We start from the raw sequence: 16,431 nt of genomic DNA on the forward strand, positions 1-16,431 counted from the left end.
CGCGCCGGGAACGACCCGAGTCTTTACCTCTGGCGGACCACCCTGGTCTCATCCCATACCGGTTCGGATGATTCGTAGACCTTTCCATCGGCACCGAAGACCAGATAGCGGTCGAAGTCATCGGCGAACCAACGGTCGTGGGTGACGGCGACCACGGTCCCGTCGAAGGCGTCCAGCCCTTCCTGGAGAGCCTCGGCGCTGGCCAGGTCGAGGTTGTCCGTCGGCTCGTCCAGCAGCAGCAGGGTGGTGCCGGACAGTTCGAGCAGCAGGATCTGCAGCCGGGCCTGCTGGCCGCCGGAGAGGGTCTCGAAGCGCTGCTCGGCGATGGTTCCGGCCAGTTCGTATCGGGACAGCGCCTTCATCGCCTCGTTCTTGAGCCGGGCGTGCTCGGTCATGACGATCTCGCAGGGCGTCCGGCCGATGAGCTCTGGACGGGCGTGCGTCTGGGCGAAATGCCCGGGGACGACCCGGGCGCCGAGCCGGGCCACCCCGGTGTGCCTGACCTCCTCCCCGGCGATCAGGCGCAGGAAGTGCGACTTGCCCGAGCCGTTGGAACCCAGCACCGCGACCCGCTCGCCGTACCAGATCTCCAGATCGAACGGCTTCATCAGGCCGGTGAGCTCAAGCCGCTCGCAGATCACCGCCCGCTTGGCGGTCCGGCCGCCCTTCAGCCGCATGCTGATGAACTGCTCCTTGGGCGCCGCCTCCGGTGGCCCGGCCTCCTCGAACCTGCGCAACCGGGTCTGGGCCGAGTGGTAGGCGGCGGCCATGGTGTCCATGTACTTGGCCTTCTGCTTGAGCATCAGGACCAGCCGCTTGATCTTGGCGTGCTCCTCGTCCCAGCGCTTCTTCAGCTCGTCGAGGCGCTCGTTGCGCTCCCTGCGCGCCTGGGCGTAGCCGCCGAACCCCCCGCCGTGGACCCAGATGTTGCCGGACTCGACGGTGATGATCCGGTCCGCCGCGTTGGCCAGGAGCTGCCGGTCGTGGCTGACCAGCACCACCGTCTTGGGGGTCTCGCGGAGCGCCTGCTCCAGCCAGAGCTTGCCCGGCACGTCGAGGTAGTTGTCCGGCTCGTCGAGCAGCAGCGTCTGGTCGGGGCCGCGCAGCAGCGCCTCCAGCACCAGCCGCTTCTGCTCACCGCCCGACAGCGTGTTGACCTCGCGGTACTTGCAGTCGTCGTACGGCATGCCGAGCGCGGCCATCGTGCAGGTGTCCCAGAGCACCTCGATGTCGTAGCCGCCGGCGTCGCTGTAGTCGGTGATGGCCTGCGCGTAGCGCATCTGGGCCTTCTCGTCCTCGCGCTCCATCATCACGAGCTCGGCGGCCTCGAGTTTCGCCGCCGCCTCCCGCACCCGCTGAGGGGCGACGCTGACCAGCAGGTCGTGCACGGACCGGCCGTCCCGGATGCTGCCGATGAACTGCCGCATGATCCCCAGGCCGCCGGAGCTGGCGACGCTCCCGTCGACCGGCTGCAGGTCACCCGCGATCAGCCGCATCAGCGTCGTCTTGCCCGCCCCGTTGGGCCCGACGAGCGCCGCCTTGACCCCCTCGCCGACCCGGAAGGACACGTCGTCCAGCAACGGCCGCCCGTCCGGCAGAACGTACGTCAGATGGCCAACCTCAACGTGTCCCACAGCCCTACCCTCTCCACGCGTTCCTCGCGCAGGGTATCCGTCCTTCTTGTCCCGAGGCATCTCAATTCCATGCCACGGTCAGCCCTTGTTCCGCTGGTCAAGCCCGCCGGAGCCGTCGGCTCACGGTGAGACGCTCCGCCGTCCCGATTTCCGCCATGCCTGGTGCTTCGCAGCCACTGGTCCTTTGTCATCCAGAATGGTTATCGTCCGATAATGACGGAGACGAACGGCGAACTCATCGGCAGGCGATACCGCCTGATCGAGCCAGTCGGCACCGGTGGTATGGGGCGGGTCTGGCGAGGCCGGGATGAGTTGCTGGACCGCGAGGTGGCGGTCAAGGAGATCCTGTTCCCGCCCAGCATGGACGCCGCCCAGCGCGAACTGTTCGGTAAGCGGGCGATGCGTGAGGCACGCGCGGCGGCTCGGCTCAACCATCCGGGCGTCATCACCGTCTACGACGTGATCAGTCGGGACGGGGTCCCGGTGATCGTCATGGAGTTCATCCGTGGGCTGTCGCTACAGCAGCGAATCAACCAGCAGGGACGGCTGGCTCCGGCCGAGGTGGCGCGGATCGGCGCGATGATGGCGGAGGCGTTGGGCGAGGCTCACGCGGCCGGGATCGTTCACCGTGACCTGAAGCCCGCCAACGTGCTGCTGACAGGGAACCGGGTGATCATCACCGACTTCGGGATCGCCAGCCTGACCGGGGACGCCACGCTGACCGAATCCGGAATCCTGTTCGGAACCCCGGCGTACATGGCGCCCGAACAGGCCCACGGCCTGGTCGACGCCGCGTGTGACCTGTGGTCGCTGGGCGCGACGCTGTACGCGGCGGTCGAGGGCCGTCCGCCCTATGTCGCGCCCAGCCATGTGGCGATCCTGGCGGCGCTGCTGAGCCAGGAGCCGGCACCGCCGAGACATGCCGGCCCGCTGACGCCGGTGCTGACCGGTCTGCTGCGCAGGAATCCCGACCAGCGTCTCAGCGCCGCCCAGGCACTCACCGCCCTCGCCCGGCTGCCGCACGCGAACCCGGCCACCGCGTCGCTGTCCCGGCGTCGCGTCCTGCTCCTGTCCGGGCTAGGCGCCGTCACCGCCATCGGCGTACCGGTCACGATCGTCCTGGCCGGCCCTGACCACGCGTCGCCGTCCACCACCCCCGCGAACGCTCCCGGCACCCCCGACGTGGCATCGAAGGCCCCGCTCCTCGGCCACACCGGCGACGTCCGCTCGGTGGCGTTCAGCCCGGACGGTACGAGCCTCGCCACCAGCGGCGGCGACAACACGGTGCGATTGTGGGACGTGGCCGACCGCGAAGCCGTCGCCACCCTCACCGGACACACCAACACCGTCTTTTCGGTGGCGTTCAGCCCGGACGGGACCACTCTCGCCAGTGGGAGCCGCGACGGCACGGTTCGGTTGTGGGACGTGGCCGACCGTGTGACCGTCGCCACCCACACCGGCCACACCGGCTGGGTCTACGCGGCGGCCTTCAGCCCGGACGGGGCCGTCCTCGCCACCGGCGGCGGCGACCAGACGGTGCGTTTGTGGCGGCCCCGCTGAACCTGCGGGTATCGACGGTGAGATTCGCCTGCGCACAGCCGCCCCCACCGCAAGGGGGTCATGGCTTGCACGTGGGCTGGCCAACCTCGACATGTGCCACTGCGCTTTCCTCTTTCCAAGTCCCCGCGCAGGCTACCTGCCGGTTTCAGGTCCAGCATCCCGGTTTCCAGCCGGTACGGCCCGGCGATCCGGTCGTCACGCCCACGGCGGGCAGGTCTCCCCGATGCTCGTGAGCTGGTGAACTCTCCCTGAGACACATCGCCGCCAAGCCGGACGGGATCCCGCGTGGGCCCTCGCCGCGTTCACGGACGAGCATCCCGTCTCTCTCCTGCGAGAACCCGTTCCGGCTCTCCGGGAGACAGCAGGCATGGAACCACGAGGACCGAAATGACCGCGCAGCCGGTGGAAACGGTCGAGACGGATGACGCCGAGCTGATCCGCCGCTCGCGTGATGATCCTGAGCAGTTCGCCGCGCTGTTCGACCGCTACGCCCACCAGATCCACCACTACGTCGCCCGGCGGCTGAGCACCCAGGCGGCCGACGACATCACCGCGGAGACGTTCCTGACGGCTTTCCGCCGTCGCGACTCCTACGACCTGGCCCGGCCGCTGGCCAGGCCCTGGTTGTACGGCATCGCGACCACCCTGGTCGCCAGGCACCGGCGCGACGAGGAGCGGTTCCTGCGGGCACTGAGCCGTACGGGGGCGGACCCGCTGCCGGAACCGATGGCCGACACGGTGATCAGCCGCGTCGCCGCGCAGGAAGAGGAGCGACGGATCGCGAAGGCGTTGGCGGGGCTGTCGCGCGGTGACCGTGACGTGCTGCTGCTGGTGGCGTGGGGGGACCTGTCCTACGAGGAGGTCGCGCAGGCGCTCGGCGTCCCGGTAGGGACCGTGCGCTCCCGGCTGCACCGCGCGCGCAAGAAGGCAAGGACCGCCTTCGGCGGCGACCCGACCCGGGAGGAGAAGCAGTGAAAGAGATCCAGCGGTTCCGCGCGTCCGTTCCGACGATCACCCGCGAGGCGGAGGAGTCGGCCCGTGCCCGCCTCCTGCACGAGATCCACGCCCTGCCCGCGCCCGCGCGGCGGCGCCTGCCCCGGCTGGCCTGGAGGGTCGCGCTCGCCGGTGCGTTCTCGGTGGTGATCGGTCTCAGTGCGGTCCGATTGCAGACGCCCCCGGCAACGCCCGTGGCCAGCGTCCAGGAACTCAGCGAGCGCGCAGCCGAGGCGGCCGAAGCCCGCGGCGGGGTGAAGCCCTCGCCGGGCCAGTGGCTGTACATCAGGGAGAAGCTGGCCGCGCCCGGTGACGGGTTCGGTGTGAATCTCGATGAGCGCACCACCAATGAGATCTGGACCAGCGTGAACGGCGAGCAGACCGCCTGGTATCAGCCCGGCGGCGAACTGCTCGTTCAGGGCACCCATCCCGGAATCTCCGCAGCCGACCTGGCCGAGCCTCCCGTCACCCCGCAGGAACTGCTCAGCCGGATCGACAAGGTCACGGCGGAGTCCATGGCCAGGATGTTCAACAGCGATGGCAGCCCTCATGAGGAGTCCAGGGGGCAGCGGCTCTTCCAGGCGATCTACCAGCTCATGGGCGAGCAGGCTCTCAGCCCGGAGGTACGCGCCGCCCTGTTCCGCGCACTGCCCCTGATCGAGGGAGTGGCCGTGCGTCCGGATGCCGTGGACGCCGAGGGCCGGCACGGGGTGGCCTTCAGCTACACCGACGACTGGGCACGCTACGAGCTCATCCTGAGCCCGGATGATTTCCGCTACCTGGGGACGTACGGGGTCACTGTCGCGGACCGCACGATCAGGTACACGGACTCGGACCCGGTCTTCGTGGCGGCGGGCACCTCTCTCGTGCTCAGCGCCCAACTGGAGGCCCACCTGGTCGACAAGGCCGGGCAACGGCCTTAGGACATCCTGGCCGATCGGCCCCCTTCCAGAGCAGGAAGGGGGTCATATCTTGCATGTGGGCTGCCCGACCTCAACGTGCGCCACGACGATTCCCCTCCTAAGGTCCTCGCGCAGGGCACCCGCCGATTTCGCCTGACGGTATCCCGATTTCCGGGTCGGCCCGCGTGTCCGCCCGTGACGGGCAGGGCGGGGCCGAGAAAATGCATGGGAAAGTGTCGGCGCCCGGTGATAGAAAGCAAGTTCGACTTTCATCCTCGATCTGCTTGGGAGCGAACCTGTGACCATCAGCAGTTCGGAGTTCTCCGTCTCCGGTCGCCCGCATGACAGGCGAGGTCCGGTGCGCTGGTTCTGGTCCCATGTCCGCCGCCATCCGCTCCAGCTGACCGGATTCCTCGGCGCATCGCTGATCATGGTCGTGCTCAACGCCACGGTCCCCGGGCTCACCGGCGCGGCCTTCGACACCGTGCTGGGCGAGAACGGTGGCGGGGCACGGGAACTGGGCCTGATCTCGCTGGGACTGCTGGCGATCGTGCTGGCCCGCGGCGCCTTCGACCTCATCGCACGCCTGGCCAGCGAGGTTCTGGCCAAGCGGCTGGAGCGGGACACCAGGGACGAGCTCTACGTCAGCCTGCTCGGCAAGAGCCAGACCTTCCACAACAGACAGCGGGTCGGCGACCTGATGGCGCGGGCGGCCAACGACATCCGGCAGCTCTCCATCATGATCTCCCCGGGCATCGACCTGATCGTCGACTCCAGCTTGACCGGCCTGGTGCCCCTGGTCTTCATCGCCACGATCGACCCGCGGCTGCTGCTGGTGCCCGGTGTCTTCGCGGTCGTCTTCGTTCTCGCACTCTGGCACTACATGGGGCAGCTCAACCCGGTGGCGACCCGCATGCGCGAGCAGTTCGGCGATCTCAACGCCGGGCTGAACGAGGCGGTCCGCGGCATCGAGGTCATCAAGGTGTCCGCGCAGGAGGACCAGGAGCGGCGGCGGTTCCGGGCGCGCGCGCGACGCTATCGCGACTCCTTCGTCCGCAACGGCCTGGTCCAGGCCCGTTACCTGCCGACCCTGCTCTTCGCCTTCGCGATGGCCGGGGCGCTCTGGCACGGCTTCTACCTCCAGGCCGCGGGCGACATCACGATCGGCGAGCTGGTCGCCTTCATGAGCCTGGTGAACATGATCGGTTTCCCGACCAATATGTCGATCTTCACCTTCTCACTGGTCCAGCTCGGCATCGTGTCCGCCCGCCGGATCCTGAGCATCATGAACACCGAGACCGAATTCGGGCGGCGCGCCGACGGCCACGCCGCACCGATCAGCGGGGCGATCCACTTCGAGAACGTGACGTTCGGCTACGGGGAGGACGATCCGGTGTTGCGCGGGGTGACGTTCACCGTGCAGCCGGGCGAGACCGTGGCGATCGTCGGCGAGACCGGCTCGGGCAAGAGCACCCTGACGAAGCTGGTCCCCCGGATCTACGACGTCACCGCCGGCCGGATCCTGGTGGACGGCGTGGACGTGCGCGAGTGGGACCTCGACTCGCTGCGCTCCCAGATCTCCACCATCGAGCAGGACATCGTGCTGTTCTCCAGGTCGGTGGCCGAGAACATCGCCTTCGGGCTTGGCCAGCAGGTGGAGCGGAGCGCCGTCGTGAAGGCGGCGGAGGAGGCCCAGGCCGCCGAGTTCATCGGCGAGCTCGACGACGGCTACGACACGGTCATCGGTGAGCGCGGCATCACCCTCTCCGGCGGCCAGCGCCAGCGCCTGGCCATCGCACGGGCACTGCTGACGGATCCGGCGATCCTCGTGCTCGACGACTCGACGAGTGCGATCGACTCCGCCACGGAGGACAGGATCCAGCAGGCCGTCGATCGCGTTCTCGACGGGCGCACCACGCTCCTGATCACCCACCGGCTCTCCCAGATCCGCTGGGCCGACAAGGTTCTGCTGCTCCGCCGAGGCGAGCTGGTCGACTACGGCACGCACGACGAACTGCTCGCCCGCAGTCGCCTCTACCGGCGGATCTTCGCCCACTACGACGAGGTCGACCTGGCAGGCACCACCGACCCGGGCGTGGTCCTCGCGGGCGAGCAGGGAGGGCAGGGCTGATGGGCTTCATCATGGACGGCCTCGACGCCGAGGACTACGACCGCACCTACAACGATCGTGATCTACTCCGCCGGATCCTGTCCTACTTCCGGCCGAAGCTGGGCGCGATGGTCCTGGTCGCGATCATGATCGTGCTCTTCTCACTGACCCAGGCGGCCATGCCGTTGCTGGTCAGCTGGGGCGTGGACGGGATCGAGGACGGCACGATCGCCGATGTGGGCCGGCAGCTCATCGTCGGCCTGCTGCTCGCCGGGGTGCTCGGCTGGCTGTTCAACTTCGTCCGCCAGTGGTACAGCGCGAAGGTCACCGGAGACGTCGTCCTGCGTCTCCGCGAGGACGCGTTCGACGCCGTACTCAAGCGTGACCTGTCGTTCTACGACGAGAACCCGTCGGGCAAGATCGTCAGCCGGGTCACCTCCGACACCGATGACTTCGCGACCGTCTCCACCCTGACGATGGACCTGATCAGCCAGGTGTTGATGGTGGGCTTCGTCACGATCCTGCTCTTCCTGCGCAGCGTCGAGCTCGCCTTGCTGACCCTTCTCGTGGTGCCGGTCGTGGTGGGCATCGCGCTGCTGTTCCGGCGGGTCGCCCGCAGCAGCACCCGCAGGGCGCAACGCTCGCTGAGCCGGGTGAACGCCACCCTGCAGGAGACCATGGGCGGAATCACCGTCGCCAAGAACTTCCGCCAGGAGCAGCGGGTCTACGACGAGTTCCGGCCCATCAACGAGCAGAGCTACCAGGTGACGCTCAGGCAGGGTTTCGTCTTCTCCGGCATCTTCCCGGTGCTCTTTCTCGTCGCCGGGCTGGCCACGGTCGCGCTCGTCCAACTGGGCGGTACCACGGTGCTCGGCGGCGGTCTGTCCGCCGGCGACTGGTATCTCTTCCTCCAGGGGGTCGCGCTCTTCTGGTTCCCGCTGACCTCCATCGCCGCGTTCTGGTCCCAGTTCCAGCAGGGCCTGTCCGCGTCAGAGCGGGTCTTCGCCCTGATCGACGCGCCACCCCGGGTCGTGCAGACCGACCCTCAGCCGGTCGGCAGGCTGGCGGGCCGCATCGAGTTCCGCGACGTCCGGTTCGGTTACGAAGCCGACAGCACCGTCCTGCGGGACTTCAACCTCACCATCGAGGCGGGTGAGAGCGTCGCACTGGTCGGTCACACCGGTGCGGGCAAGTCGACGCTCAGCAAGCTGATCACCCGGTTCTACGAGTTCCAGGACGGCCGGTTGAGCATCGACGATCGTGACATCCGCACGCTGGATCTGGCCGGGTACCGGCGGCAGATCGGCGCGGTTCCACAGGTTCCGTTCCTGTTCAGCGGCACTGTCGCCGACAACATCAGATACCCGAGGCCGGAGGCGAGCGACGAGGAGGTGCTCGCCTCCGCCACGGCGGTCGGCGGCGGCGACTGGATCGACGCCCTGCCCGACGGCCTGCGGACCGACGTCGGCGAACACGGCCGCGCCCTGTCCATGGGCCAGCGCCAGCTCGTCGCGCTGGCCCGCCTGCTCATCCAGGATCCGGCGATCGTGGTCCTGGACGAGGCCACCGCCAGTGTCGATCCGCTGACCGAGGCCCAGATCCAGGAGGGCCTGGACCGGGTGCTGGCCGACCGCACCTCCATCGTCATCGCACACCGGTTGTCCACGATCGAGCACGTCGATCGCATCATCGTGCTGGATCACGGCCGGATCGTCGAGGAGGGCGACCACAGCACGCTGCTGGCTCGCGGTGGTCACTACTGCCAGGTCTACAACACCTACTTCAGGCACCAGTCCCCCGACTACCGTCCCGGTTCCGGGTTCGTCTCCGTCACCGGCCCTGTCACCGGCCCTGTCACCGGCTCCGCGTGATCGAGGCTGCTCGAACCGGGGTCCGGGCACCGGCCGGGGATCCACGATTCGAGCAGCCCGCCAGGACGGTCAGCGTGCCCGCGCCGCGCGGATCCCGACCACGTCGTAGGGGGTGTTCGGCTCGGGTGGCGTCGTGAAGCGGGCGTTCGGCAGGTAGAGCCGATCGCCGAACCTCGCCACCGTGGTCGGCACGTCGAAACGCTGGTCGGTGAGCCGGTCGACGACCCGCCCCGAGGAGCCGTCCCGGCTCATCCGTACCGCGGTCACGACGTTGAGCCGGTTCTGCACGACGTACAGGGTGCGGCCGACCAGCAGCAGGCCGTCGCCGTTGACGAGGGATTCACCGCCCAGGTCCACCGACGTGGTCACGCCCGTCACCGGGTCGGCCTTGAACAGCCGTCCGGTGTTGGACTGCACGATGAGCAGCGCTCCACCGTCGGGGGTCTCGGCGATGCCGTTGGCGTTGATACCCGGGCCGTACTCGATGGCACCGGTCAGCGGCACCGTGTCGGCCGTGGCCGGCAGGGTGCCGCCCGCGCCCAACCTGAGCCGGTAGAGAACGGGATTGGTGGAATCGGTGAACCAGGCCGCCTTCCGGGCCAGTACGACGTCGTTGACGAAGGCGGCTCCGCTCACGAGCGAGTAGCTCTTGAGCAGCCTGCCGGTACGGGTGTCGATCACGCGTGCGTCGCCGCCGGTGCCGCCGGCGACGAACAGCCGTCCCGTCGCGTCGGTCTTCAGCCCGAGCGACGGGGTGCCCGGCCCGTCGCTGAGCACGCTTCCCCTGCCCGTACGCAGGTCGGCCCGGTAGATCGCGCCGGTCGCCCGCGAGCCGAAGAAGGCCACCGGTCCGGGTCCGATCGCGATGCCCTCGGGCTGGAATCCCGCGGGCAGCGGGAAGCCCGCGGGGGGAGTCGTGGTGGTGTCGGCCTGTGCGGGAGCGCCTAACAGGCCGACGAGCATGGCGCACAGTGCGGTCGTGAGGATCACAGGTCTCATGAATCTCACTATTCCTCCCCATACCGTTCCGGGAAAGGCGGCTCACAGAACGCGATCTCGCACCGCGGCGCAGAAGATCGCGAACTTCGGACCGCCGGGAGACCGGTCGTAGCCGGCTCACGTCGTTGGGGTACAGAGCCCCGCCCGGATCGGCCAACCCCGACGTACGCCACCGCGAGCACCGGCTCCATTCGAAGGTCCGGAGAAGTGCTTGACGTATGACGTCAAGTACTTGATAGTTGGCGACTTCTACGGCCCGCACGTGGCCAACGACCTCATCCGCGAGGCACTCCACCCCTACCCCGACGACCTCGTGGTCGCCCCCGTGGTCGCGGTACAGAACCGGTTCCGCCTCTTCGACCGGGACAGCGAGGACGTCCTCACCGCCTGCGAGGAGCATGGCATCGCCTTCGTTCCCTACTTCCCCCTCGCGGCGGGAATGCTCAAGCCGGGACTGGACACCTCACAGGCCCCGCCGGGCATGGCGCCCACCGAGGAGCAGCAGCGGACGCTCGACGAGGTGGCCGGGCGTCATGGCGCGACCCGCACCCAGGTGGCGCTCGCCTGGCTGCCGGCCCGTTCACCGGTCATCCTCGCGATCCCCGGCACCGGCTCCGTGGCACACCTGGAGGAGAACGTCGCCGCGGCCGACCTGCGGCTGACCGAGAGCGACATCGCCCGGCTGGACGAACTCGCCTGATCGGCGGACCCACCGCGGAAAGAGGAGTCAGCCTTCCCGGTGGCGTCGGCCCAGCTCCGCGACGAAGGCCGTGAGCAGGCGGGCGAACTCCCGCCTTTCGTGCTCGGACCAGCCGCACATCGCCGCGTCGAAGACCTCACGGCGGAAGCGGTGGACCCGCTCGGCGTGCCCGGCGCCCAGTTCGGTGAGCTCCAGCGTGCTGCGGCGGCCGTCAGCCGGGTCGGCCACCCTGCGCAGCAGCCCCGCCTCGACGGCCCTGGCCACCAGTCGGCTGGCGCGGGGCTGGTCGACGCCCATCCGACCGGCGACGGAGGTCACCGTCGCGGCCTCCGGCCCCTCCTCCACAGCGTCGATCACCCCGAAGAGTGCGGGGTCGAGCTCGACGTCACCCGCGAGGCGCTGGAGGGCTCGGCGGGTCTGGCTGCGCCGGATCGCCACCATCGCCCGCTCGACGGCGGCCACCTGAGGATCTTCCATGTCTCAATGATACATGTACTAATACATGTTATTGTCAAAGTACATGTACCGGGCAAGGAAGGCGGCGCCGTGAACATCTCCGAGATCACCGGCCAGAGACGTCCCATCGGCTACTGGATCAAGCACCTGCACGGCCTCGTCGAGGGCTCCCTCGACGGCCTCCTCGCCGACCAGGGCCTGACCCGCCGCCACTGGCAGGTGCTGAACGTCATCGCCACCGACTCCCCCACCCTCGCCGACCTCGACATCGCCCTCGCCCCCTTCCTTGACGACCGGCGGCCCTCCCTGCGCCCGGTGGCGGACGACCTGCGCGAGCGGGGCTGGCTGGAGGGAGCGGAGCGGCCGACCCTCACCGCCGCCGGGATCCGGGCGCACGAGGAGTTACGACGGCAGGTGAACGCCGACCGCGCCCGCCTCACCGAGGGGATCAGCGCCGAGGAGTACCTGGCCACGATCGACGTCCTGACACGGATGTCGGCCAACCTGACGGACCCGATGGAGCCCGCAAAATCACCCACCAATCCCGGAAATATCACCTAAAATATATTAGGCAACACTCAAATGTCTATTATTGCCTCTCCGAAGAGAGGCAGAAAACCGATCTACGCGAGATGACAGAATTACTTATGTCACCTTAATATCGTCTATTTTCGCCGTCCGCAGGCTCCATACGGAGTGATGATGTTGCGACGAGTGGCAATGAGTGATGAGCCGCGATGAGAGCGGCGGTCAGCTCCGGCGGCCGCCCGACATCTCCAACCGGACCGCTGCTCTCCCCAATGGGGCGGGACAGCCCGGAGACCACAACCGCGCCGCCGGCGCCGGACGCGTCCGCGACGGCCGGCGGCCGGTCGAGCCGCAGGAGACGGGCAGGACCGAAGAGGCGATCGCCGCCTACCGGCACGCCGCGGAAGCCGGGAACACCGACGCCTGCTGGCAGCTGGTCGAGCTGTTCCAGCGGGTGGGCCGGACCGAGGAGGCGATCACCTGGCTGCGCACCCGGGCGGAGACCGGCGACATCGACGCCCTGTGGAAGGCGGTCGAGTTACTCCAGGAGTCCGAGCGGGCCGAGGAGGCGATCACCTGGCTGCGCACCCGCGCCGAGGCAGGCGACACCCACGCCCTCAGGCGGCTCACCGTCCTGCTGTACCAGCTGGATCGGGCCGAGGAGGCGATCACCTGGCTGCGCACCCGCGCCGAGGCGGGTTACCCCGACGCCCTGGCGCACGCGGTCGACCTGATGCACGAGACGGGCCGCACCCAGGAGGCGATCACCTGGCTGCGGACCCGGGCGGAGACCGGCGACGTGCACGCCCTGATATGGGCGGTCCTGCTGCTCTGCGAGACCGGTCACGCGGAGAGAGCGGTCCTTGCCTACCTGAGCGCCGCCGAACTGGGCCGCCCCGACGTTCTGGCCCAGGCGATCGGCCTGCTGAGACGGCTCGGCCACACCGACGAGGCCGAACGGCTCCGACGGTGCGGGATCACCCCCGGCAGGACGTGACCCGTATCGGCCCTCGCCGATCGGCTCAGCGCTCGACTCCTCGGCCGAGGACCGGCTTCGCTTCCACGACAGATGTTCCGTCCAGCGCCTCCAGGTCACATACGTGCACCCGTGCCCCGTCTATCGCGATGATTTCCATCAGGTGCCAGAGAGATCCAACCAGCGCACAAGTGCACTGGGCCATCCTCACGCCATGAACATCGCAAGAATCTCCCTCATGACGCTCGCGGTCGGCGTTCTCGCGGGATGTACCTTCACCGTCGAAGCGGATCAGGAGGACGCCTCATCGGCCCAGAACCCGCCGAAACCCCCGGGAACCTTCGCGACGCCCTTCCCCACCGCGATCGGAGCACTGGACCTGGTATCGGCGACCCCCGCCGAGGAGCGCTTCAAGCTCCCGGACGGGCCGCACCACAAGATCTCCGGCACCCAGCTCACCACGTTCTACCAGGACACCCCGCGCCTGAAATCCTTCTACGCCACCGGGGCGCAGGCCGAGGTGACCGATCCCAAGGCCGCCGTGGACTGGCTGACCGCTCAGGACCGCGAGAGGGAGAACCCGCAGACGGACTGGGTCTACGTGGGAACCGGTCCGCTCCGCGGCGCGGCCTCCTGCCGGAACACCGACGACGGGACCTACTGCTACTGGGCCGACGCCGACACGGTGGGTTTCCTTGAGATCCCGCGCGGCCTCGCCGGGAAGATCACGGAAAGCTTCGCCATGATCAGGAGCGCGCTGGAAGGAGAGCCCGCCAAGAGCCGGTGACCGAGGAGCCATGCCGGTCTGTGGGCCGGCAGGTAGGTCTGCTGCGTCGTCTCTGCTCTCATTGGGCTCGCGCAGCAGCTGGGCACGCATGACCAGCCCGGCCTGGCTCAACAGGCCGGCGATCTGGAAAACCTGGGTTCTGGTGAGGCGATGAGAGCACCGGTACGGTTTGACCATGGCTGTGCGGTCGTTGGGATACCAGAGTGATCTGATGTTGCTCGGGCTGCAAGGCAGCGTCGTCGACCGGCGCGACGGTTACCTGGCTGTCCGGACGCCCGCCAACCCGACCTATCACTGGGGGAACTTCATCCTGCTGGACACCCCGCCGGCCCCCGGAACGGTGGCCTCGTGGGTGAGCACCTTCCACCACGAGTTCCCGGACGCCGGCCACGTCGCCCTCGGTGTCGACGGTGTCACCGGCGACGCCGGCGAGCCGGAGGAACTGGCGGCGGCGAGCCTCGATGTCGAGCGGAGCACCGTGATGACGGCCAGTGCGGTGCACCCGCCGCCGCGCCCCAACCGTGACGCTCACTTCCGCGTCCTGAACGGCGACGAGGACTGGTCCGCCGCGCTGGCACTGCAGGAGGCCACCAACCCCGGTCCCGACATCGAGGGATACCGGGTGTTCGCCCAGCGCAATCTGGCGGCGATGCGCCGGCTGCAGGAACGCGGGTGCGGCGCGTGGTTCGGAGCCTTCGTGAACGACCGCATGGTCTCCGGGCTCGGCCTGTTCACCGATGGTTCGGGGCTCGCGCGCTACCAGGCCGTCGACACCCACCCGGCACATCGAAACCAGGGCCTTTCCGGAACCCTCGTGTACACGGCCGGCCGGCACGCTCTGGAACATCTGAACGCGCACACGCTCGTCATGGTGGCCGATCCGAGCTACGTCGCGATCCGCGTGTACCGCTCGGTCGGATTCACCGACGCCGAGACACAGGTCCAACTGGAGCCGTCAACGGCTTCCACACCTCGCTGACCGTCACCGGCGTGCTGTGCGTCATCGGCACGCTCGCCGCGGTGCGGTACGTACGACGCAGCCAGGTGCCCGTCGACATCCCGGCCGCCCACTGACCAGTGATCGGCAGTAGCCGCGTTTGTACCCACATCTCCGTATCATCGACTACATGACCGCTGAGTACCCGGAATCCTTCCGTCGTGGTGAACTGCGCGTCTCCCATGCCGAGCGCGAAGCGGTGGTGACACGGCTGAACGAGGCGGCGGCTGAGGGCCGTATCGAACTGACCGAGCTCGACGAGAGGCTGGAACGGGCGCTGACCGCCAGAACCTACGCCGATCTGACGCCCCTCACCGCCGACCTGCCGCCCGTGGTTCCGCCGGACCCGGGACAGCCGCTGGTCCTCAAGGGAGGCCTTCACGGCGCGTCGCGCGTCGGGCGCTGGCAGGTACCCGCGAAAGTGATCGCGTACGGCGGCATGGCCGGCGTCAAGATCGATTTCACCCAGGCCGACTGCCGGCTGCCCGAGGTCGAGGTGGAAGCACACGGCCAGATGGCCGGGGTCACGATCATCCTCCCTGACGGCTGGGCCGTGGAGACCGGCGGGATGGATCCCGGCCTCGGCGGTCTGAGGGACAAGACCACTCCCGACCGACTGCCGGGCACACCACTGATCCGCCTCACCGGCACCGGCGGCCCGGCAGGCGTGGTCGTCCGCCATCCCAACGCCCTCGAACGCCGCAAGCTGAAACGCGCTCAGCTGCGGTGAGCGACAAACGGCTGGAGTGGCCTGCGCGGAGTTCGAATCTTCAGCCGGGTTGCCGTGGATGGTCGAAGATCATCAAGGGTCGTTAGCATGATCTGACGTGAGAGATCTCCGACTGCTGACCACGGCATCGCCCCTGGGGGGCGAAACCCGGCCGGTCTGACGGTGGCGGAGCGCCGCTCGCGCGCCCGGGCCCCGACGACCTTCCGAACGAGCGAGCGTCCGGCCGATGAGTCTCACGTGTCGTTTGAGTCTCACGTTCGTGGTCTCACTTACGAACCCGGCAGGAAGGACGAGTTAGTGCATCGCATCATCTACTCGGTCGCATCGTCTCTTGATGGCTACCACACTGACGCCCAGGGCGACTACTCCTGGGCGGTCCCTGACGAAGAGGTCATCGCGGCGCTCAACGCTGACGCCGACGAGGTGAGCACCTACCTTTACGGGCGGCGGATGTATGAGGCGATGGCAGGGTGGGAGACCGATCCGGCGATTGCCGCCCAGTCGCCTGAGTCCTCAGCGTTCGCGACCACGTGGCAGGCCGCACAGAAGGTCGTCTTCTCGGCCGGCCTGCCCGAGGTCTGGACCAAGCGCACTCGGCTGGAGCGAAAGCTGACGGCCGAGGCGATCGAGAGGGCCCGGGCCGAGGCATCCGGGGACTTGACAGTAGAGGGCCCGACCTTGGCCCACAGCGCGCTTCGGCTTGGGCTCGTCGACGTGATCGAGCTGTTGCTCTGTCCCATCATCGTCGGCGCGGGGACACCGGTCCTGCCAGACGGGCTTCGAACCGCTCTCTCCCTGAAGCGAGAACGCCGATTCGGCAACGGCATGGTGCAGATCACCTACGACGTCCGATAGCCGATTCCTCAACGAGACACCGAGATCATCCGCCGCCTGGCATGGCGACCTGCGGAAACTTTGTCTCGTTAGACCAGTCCGCGAAATTGTCCGGTGAGGGGGGTAAACGGCACGCTTCCCAGGTGGGAGAACTGATCGGCTACGCCAGATGCTCAACCGTGCTGCAAGACCTCACCATCCAGCGCCAGGCGCTGGCTGGGCTCGGTATCCCGGATGACCGGATCTACCTGGACAAGGGGCTGACGGGCACCAGCTGAACCCTGCTGGACCAGGGCCTCGGCATAGTGACTTGATGTCCGGTTCGGATCCGCTGCGGGCAGGTGGAGCGGATCA

At 68.4% G+C, this 16,431-nt stretch carries 16 protein-coding genes; 13 read left to right on the forward strand and 3 right to left on the reverse strand.

Annotated features, from left to right (window positions below; translation table 11 throughout):
- Positions 1 to 23: 23 nt before the first annotated feature.
- Positions 24 to 1,634, reverse strand: a complete 1,611-nt coding sequence (locus tag ACWD3H_RS00755; protein ID WP_355615323.1) for an ABC-F family ATP-binding cassette domain-containing protein — start codon at positions 1,632 to 1,634, stop codon at positions 24 to 26.
- A gap of 213 nt (positions 1,635 to 1,847) precedes the next feature.
- On the opposite strand from ACWD3H_RS00755, the gene ACWD3H_RS00760 reads away from it, so the two are divergent.
- From ACWD3H_RS00760 to ACWD3H_RS00780, 5 genes are all read left to right on the forward strand, one after another.
- On the forward strand, positions 1,848 to 3,194 hold the full coding sequence (locus ACWD3H_RS00760; RefSeq protein ID WP_451953536.1) for a WD40 repeat domain-containing serine/threonine protein kinase: 1,347 nt from the start codon (positions 1,848 to 1,850) through the stop codon (positions 3,192 to 3,194).
- 387 nt (positions 3,195 to 3,581) lie between these two features.
- The gene (locus tag ACWD3H_RS00765; protein ID WP_355547208.1) at positions 3,582 to 4,169 is read left to right on the forward strand and encodes an RNA polymerase sigma factor; all 588 of its coding nucleotides are present in this window, start codon (positions 3,582 to 3,584) and stop codon (positions 4,167 to 4,169) included.
- Positions 4,166 to 5,110 carry a CU044_5270 family protein gene (locus ACWD3H_RS00770; protein ID WP_451953537.1) on the forward strand — a complete coding sequence of 315 codons (945 nt, stop codon included), beginning with the start codon at positions 4,166 to 4,168 and terminating at the stop codon, positions 5,108 to 5,110. Before ACWD3H_RS00765 ends, ACWD3H_RS00770 begins: the two co-directional genes overlap by 4 nt.
- Before the next feature lie 277 nt (positions 5,111 to 5,387).
- Entirely contained in the window at positions 5,388 to 7,220 is a 1,833-nt protein-coding gene (locus ACWD3H_RS00775; RefSeq protein ID WP_451953538.1) for an ABC transporter ATP-binding protein, read from the forward strand.
- The gene (locus ACWD3H_RS00780) at positions 7,220 to 9,070 is read left to right on the forward strand and encodes an ABC transporter ATP-binding protein (protein WP_451953539.1); all 1,851 of its coding nucleotides are present in this window, start codon (positions 7,220 to 7,222) and stop codon (positions 9,068 to 9,070) included. The genes ACWD3H_RS00775 and ACWD3H_RS00780 overlap by 1 nt, the downstream gene beginning before the upstream one ends.
- A 69-nt stretch (positions 9,071 to 9,139) precedes the next feature.
- Here ACWD3H_RS00780 and ACWD3H_RS00785 read toward each other — a convergent pair whose 3' ends face one another.
- Positions 9,140 to 10,069, reverse strand: a complete 930-nt coding sequence (locus ACWD3H_RS00785; protein ID WP_451953540.1) for a superoxide dismutase — start codon at positions 10,067 to 10,069, stop codon at positions 9,140 to 9,142.
- Between the two features lie 211 nt (positions 10,070 to 10,280).
- Here ACWD3H_RS00785 and ACWD3H_RS00790 point away from each other — a divergent pair, with 211 nt between their 5' ends.
- Positions 10,281 to 10,769, forward strand: a complete 489-nt coding sequence (locus ACWD3H_RS00790) for an aldo/keto reductase (protein ID WP_451953541.1) — start codon at positions 10,281 to 10,283, stop codon at positions 10,767 to 10,769.
- Positions 10,770 to 10,796: 27 nt separating this feature from the next.
- Here the strand turns inward: ACWD3H_RS00790 and ACWD3H_RS00795 are convergent, their stop codons facing one another.
- Complete coding sequence (locus tag ACWD3H_RS00795) at positions 10,797 to 11,246, reverse strand: MarR family winged helix-turn-helix transcriptional regulator (RefSeq protein WP_451953542.1); 450 nt, start codon at positions 11,244 to 11,246, stop codon at positions 10,797 to 10,799.
- Positions 11,247 to 11,315: 69 nt separating this feature from the next.
- On the opposite strand from ACWD3H_RS00795, the gene ACWD3H_RS00800 reads away from it, so the two are divergent.
- From ACWD3H_RS00800 to ACWD3H_RS00830, 7 genes are all read left to right on the forward strand, one after another.
- Positions 11,316 to 11,786, forward strand: a complete 471-nt coding sequence (locus tag ACWD3H_RS00800) for a MarR family winged helix-turn-helix transcriptional regulator (protein ID WP_451953543.1) — start codon at positions 11,316 to 11,318, stop codon at positions 11,784 to 11,786.
- Between the two features lie 166 nt (positions 11,787 to 11,952).
- Entirely contained in the window at positions 11,953 to 12,750 is a 798-nt protein-coding gene (locus tag ACWD3H_RS00805) for a tetratricopeptide repeat protein (protein ID WP_451953544.1), read from the forward strand.
- Between the two features lie 193 nt (positions 12,751 to 12,943).
- Positions 12,944 to 13,516 (forward strand): hypothetical protein, encoded by a 573-nt coding sequence (locus ACWD3H_RS00810; RefSeq protein ID WP_451953545.1) that lies wholly within the window; start codon positions 12,944 to 12,946, stop codon positions 13,514 to 13,516.
- 175 nt (positions 13,517 to 13,691) lie between these two features.
- Entirely contained in the window at positions 13,692 to 14,495 is an 804-nt protein-coding gene (locus tag ACWD3H_RS00815) for a GNAT family N-acetyltransferase (protein ID WP_451953546.1), read from the forward strand.
- 148 nt (positions 14,496 to 14,643) lie between these two features.
- Entirely contained in the window at positions 14,644 to 15,243 is a 600-nt protein-coding gene (locus ACWD3H_RS00820; protein WP_451953547.1) for a DUF1707 SHOCT-like domain-containing protein, read from the forward strand.
- A 297-nt stretch (positions 15,244 to 15,540) separates the two neighbouring features.
- Positions 15,541 to 16,098 carry a dihydrofolate reductase family protein gene (locus tag ACWD3H_RS00825; protein WP_451953548.1) on the forward strand — a complete coding sequence of 186 codons (558 nt, stop codon included), beginning with the start codon at positions 15,541 to 15,543 and terminating at the stop codon, positions 16,096 to 16,098.
- A gap of 122 nt (positions 16,099 to 16,220) precedes the next feature.
- Positions 16,221 to 16,355 carry a hypothetical protein gene (locus tag ACWD3H_RS00830; RefSeq protein WP_451953549.1) on the forward strand — a complete coding sequence of 45 codons (135 nt, stop codon included), beginning with the start codon at positions 16,221 to 16,223 and terminating at the stop codon, positions 16,353 to 16,355.
- Positions 16,356 to 16,431 lie beyond the last annotated feature (76 nt).

The sequence above is a fragment of the Streptosporangium sp. NPDC002607 genome (genome assembly GCF_053592655.1).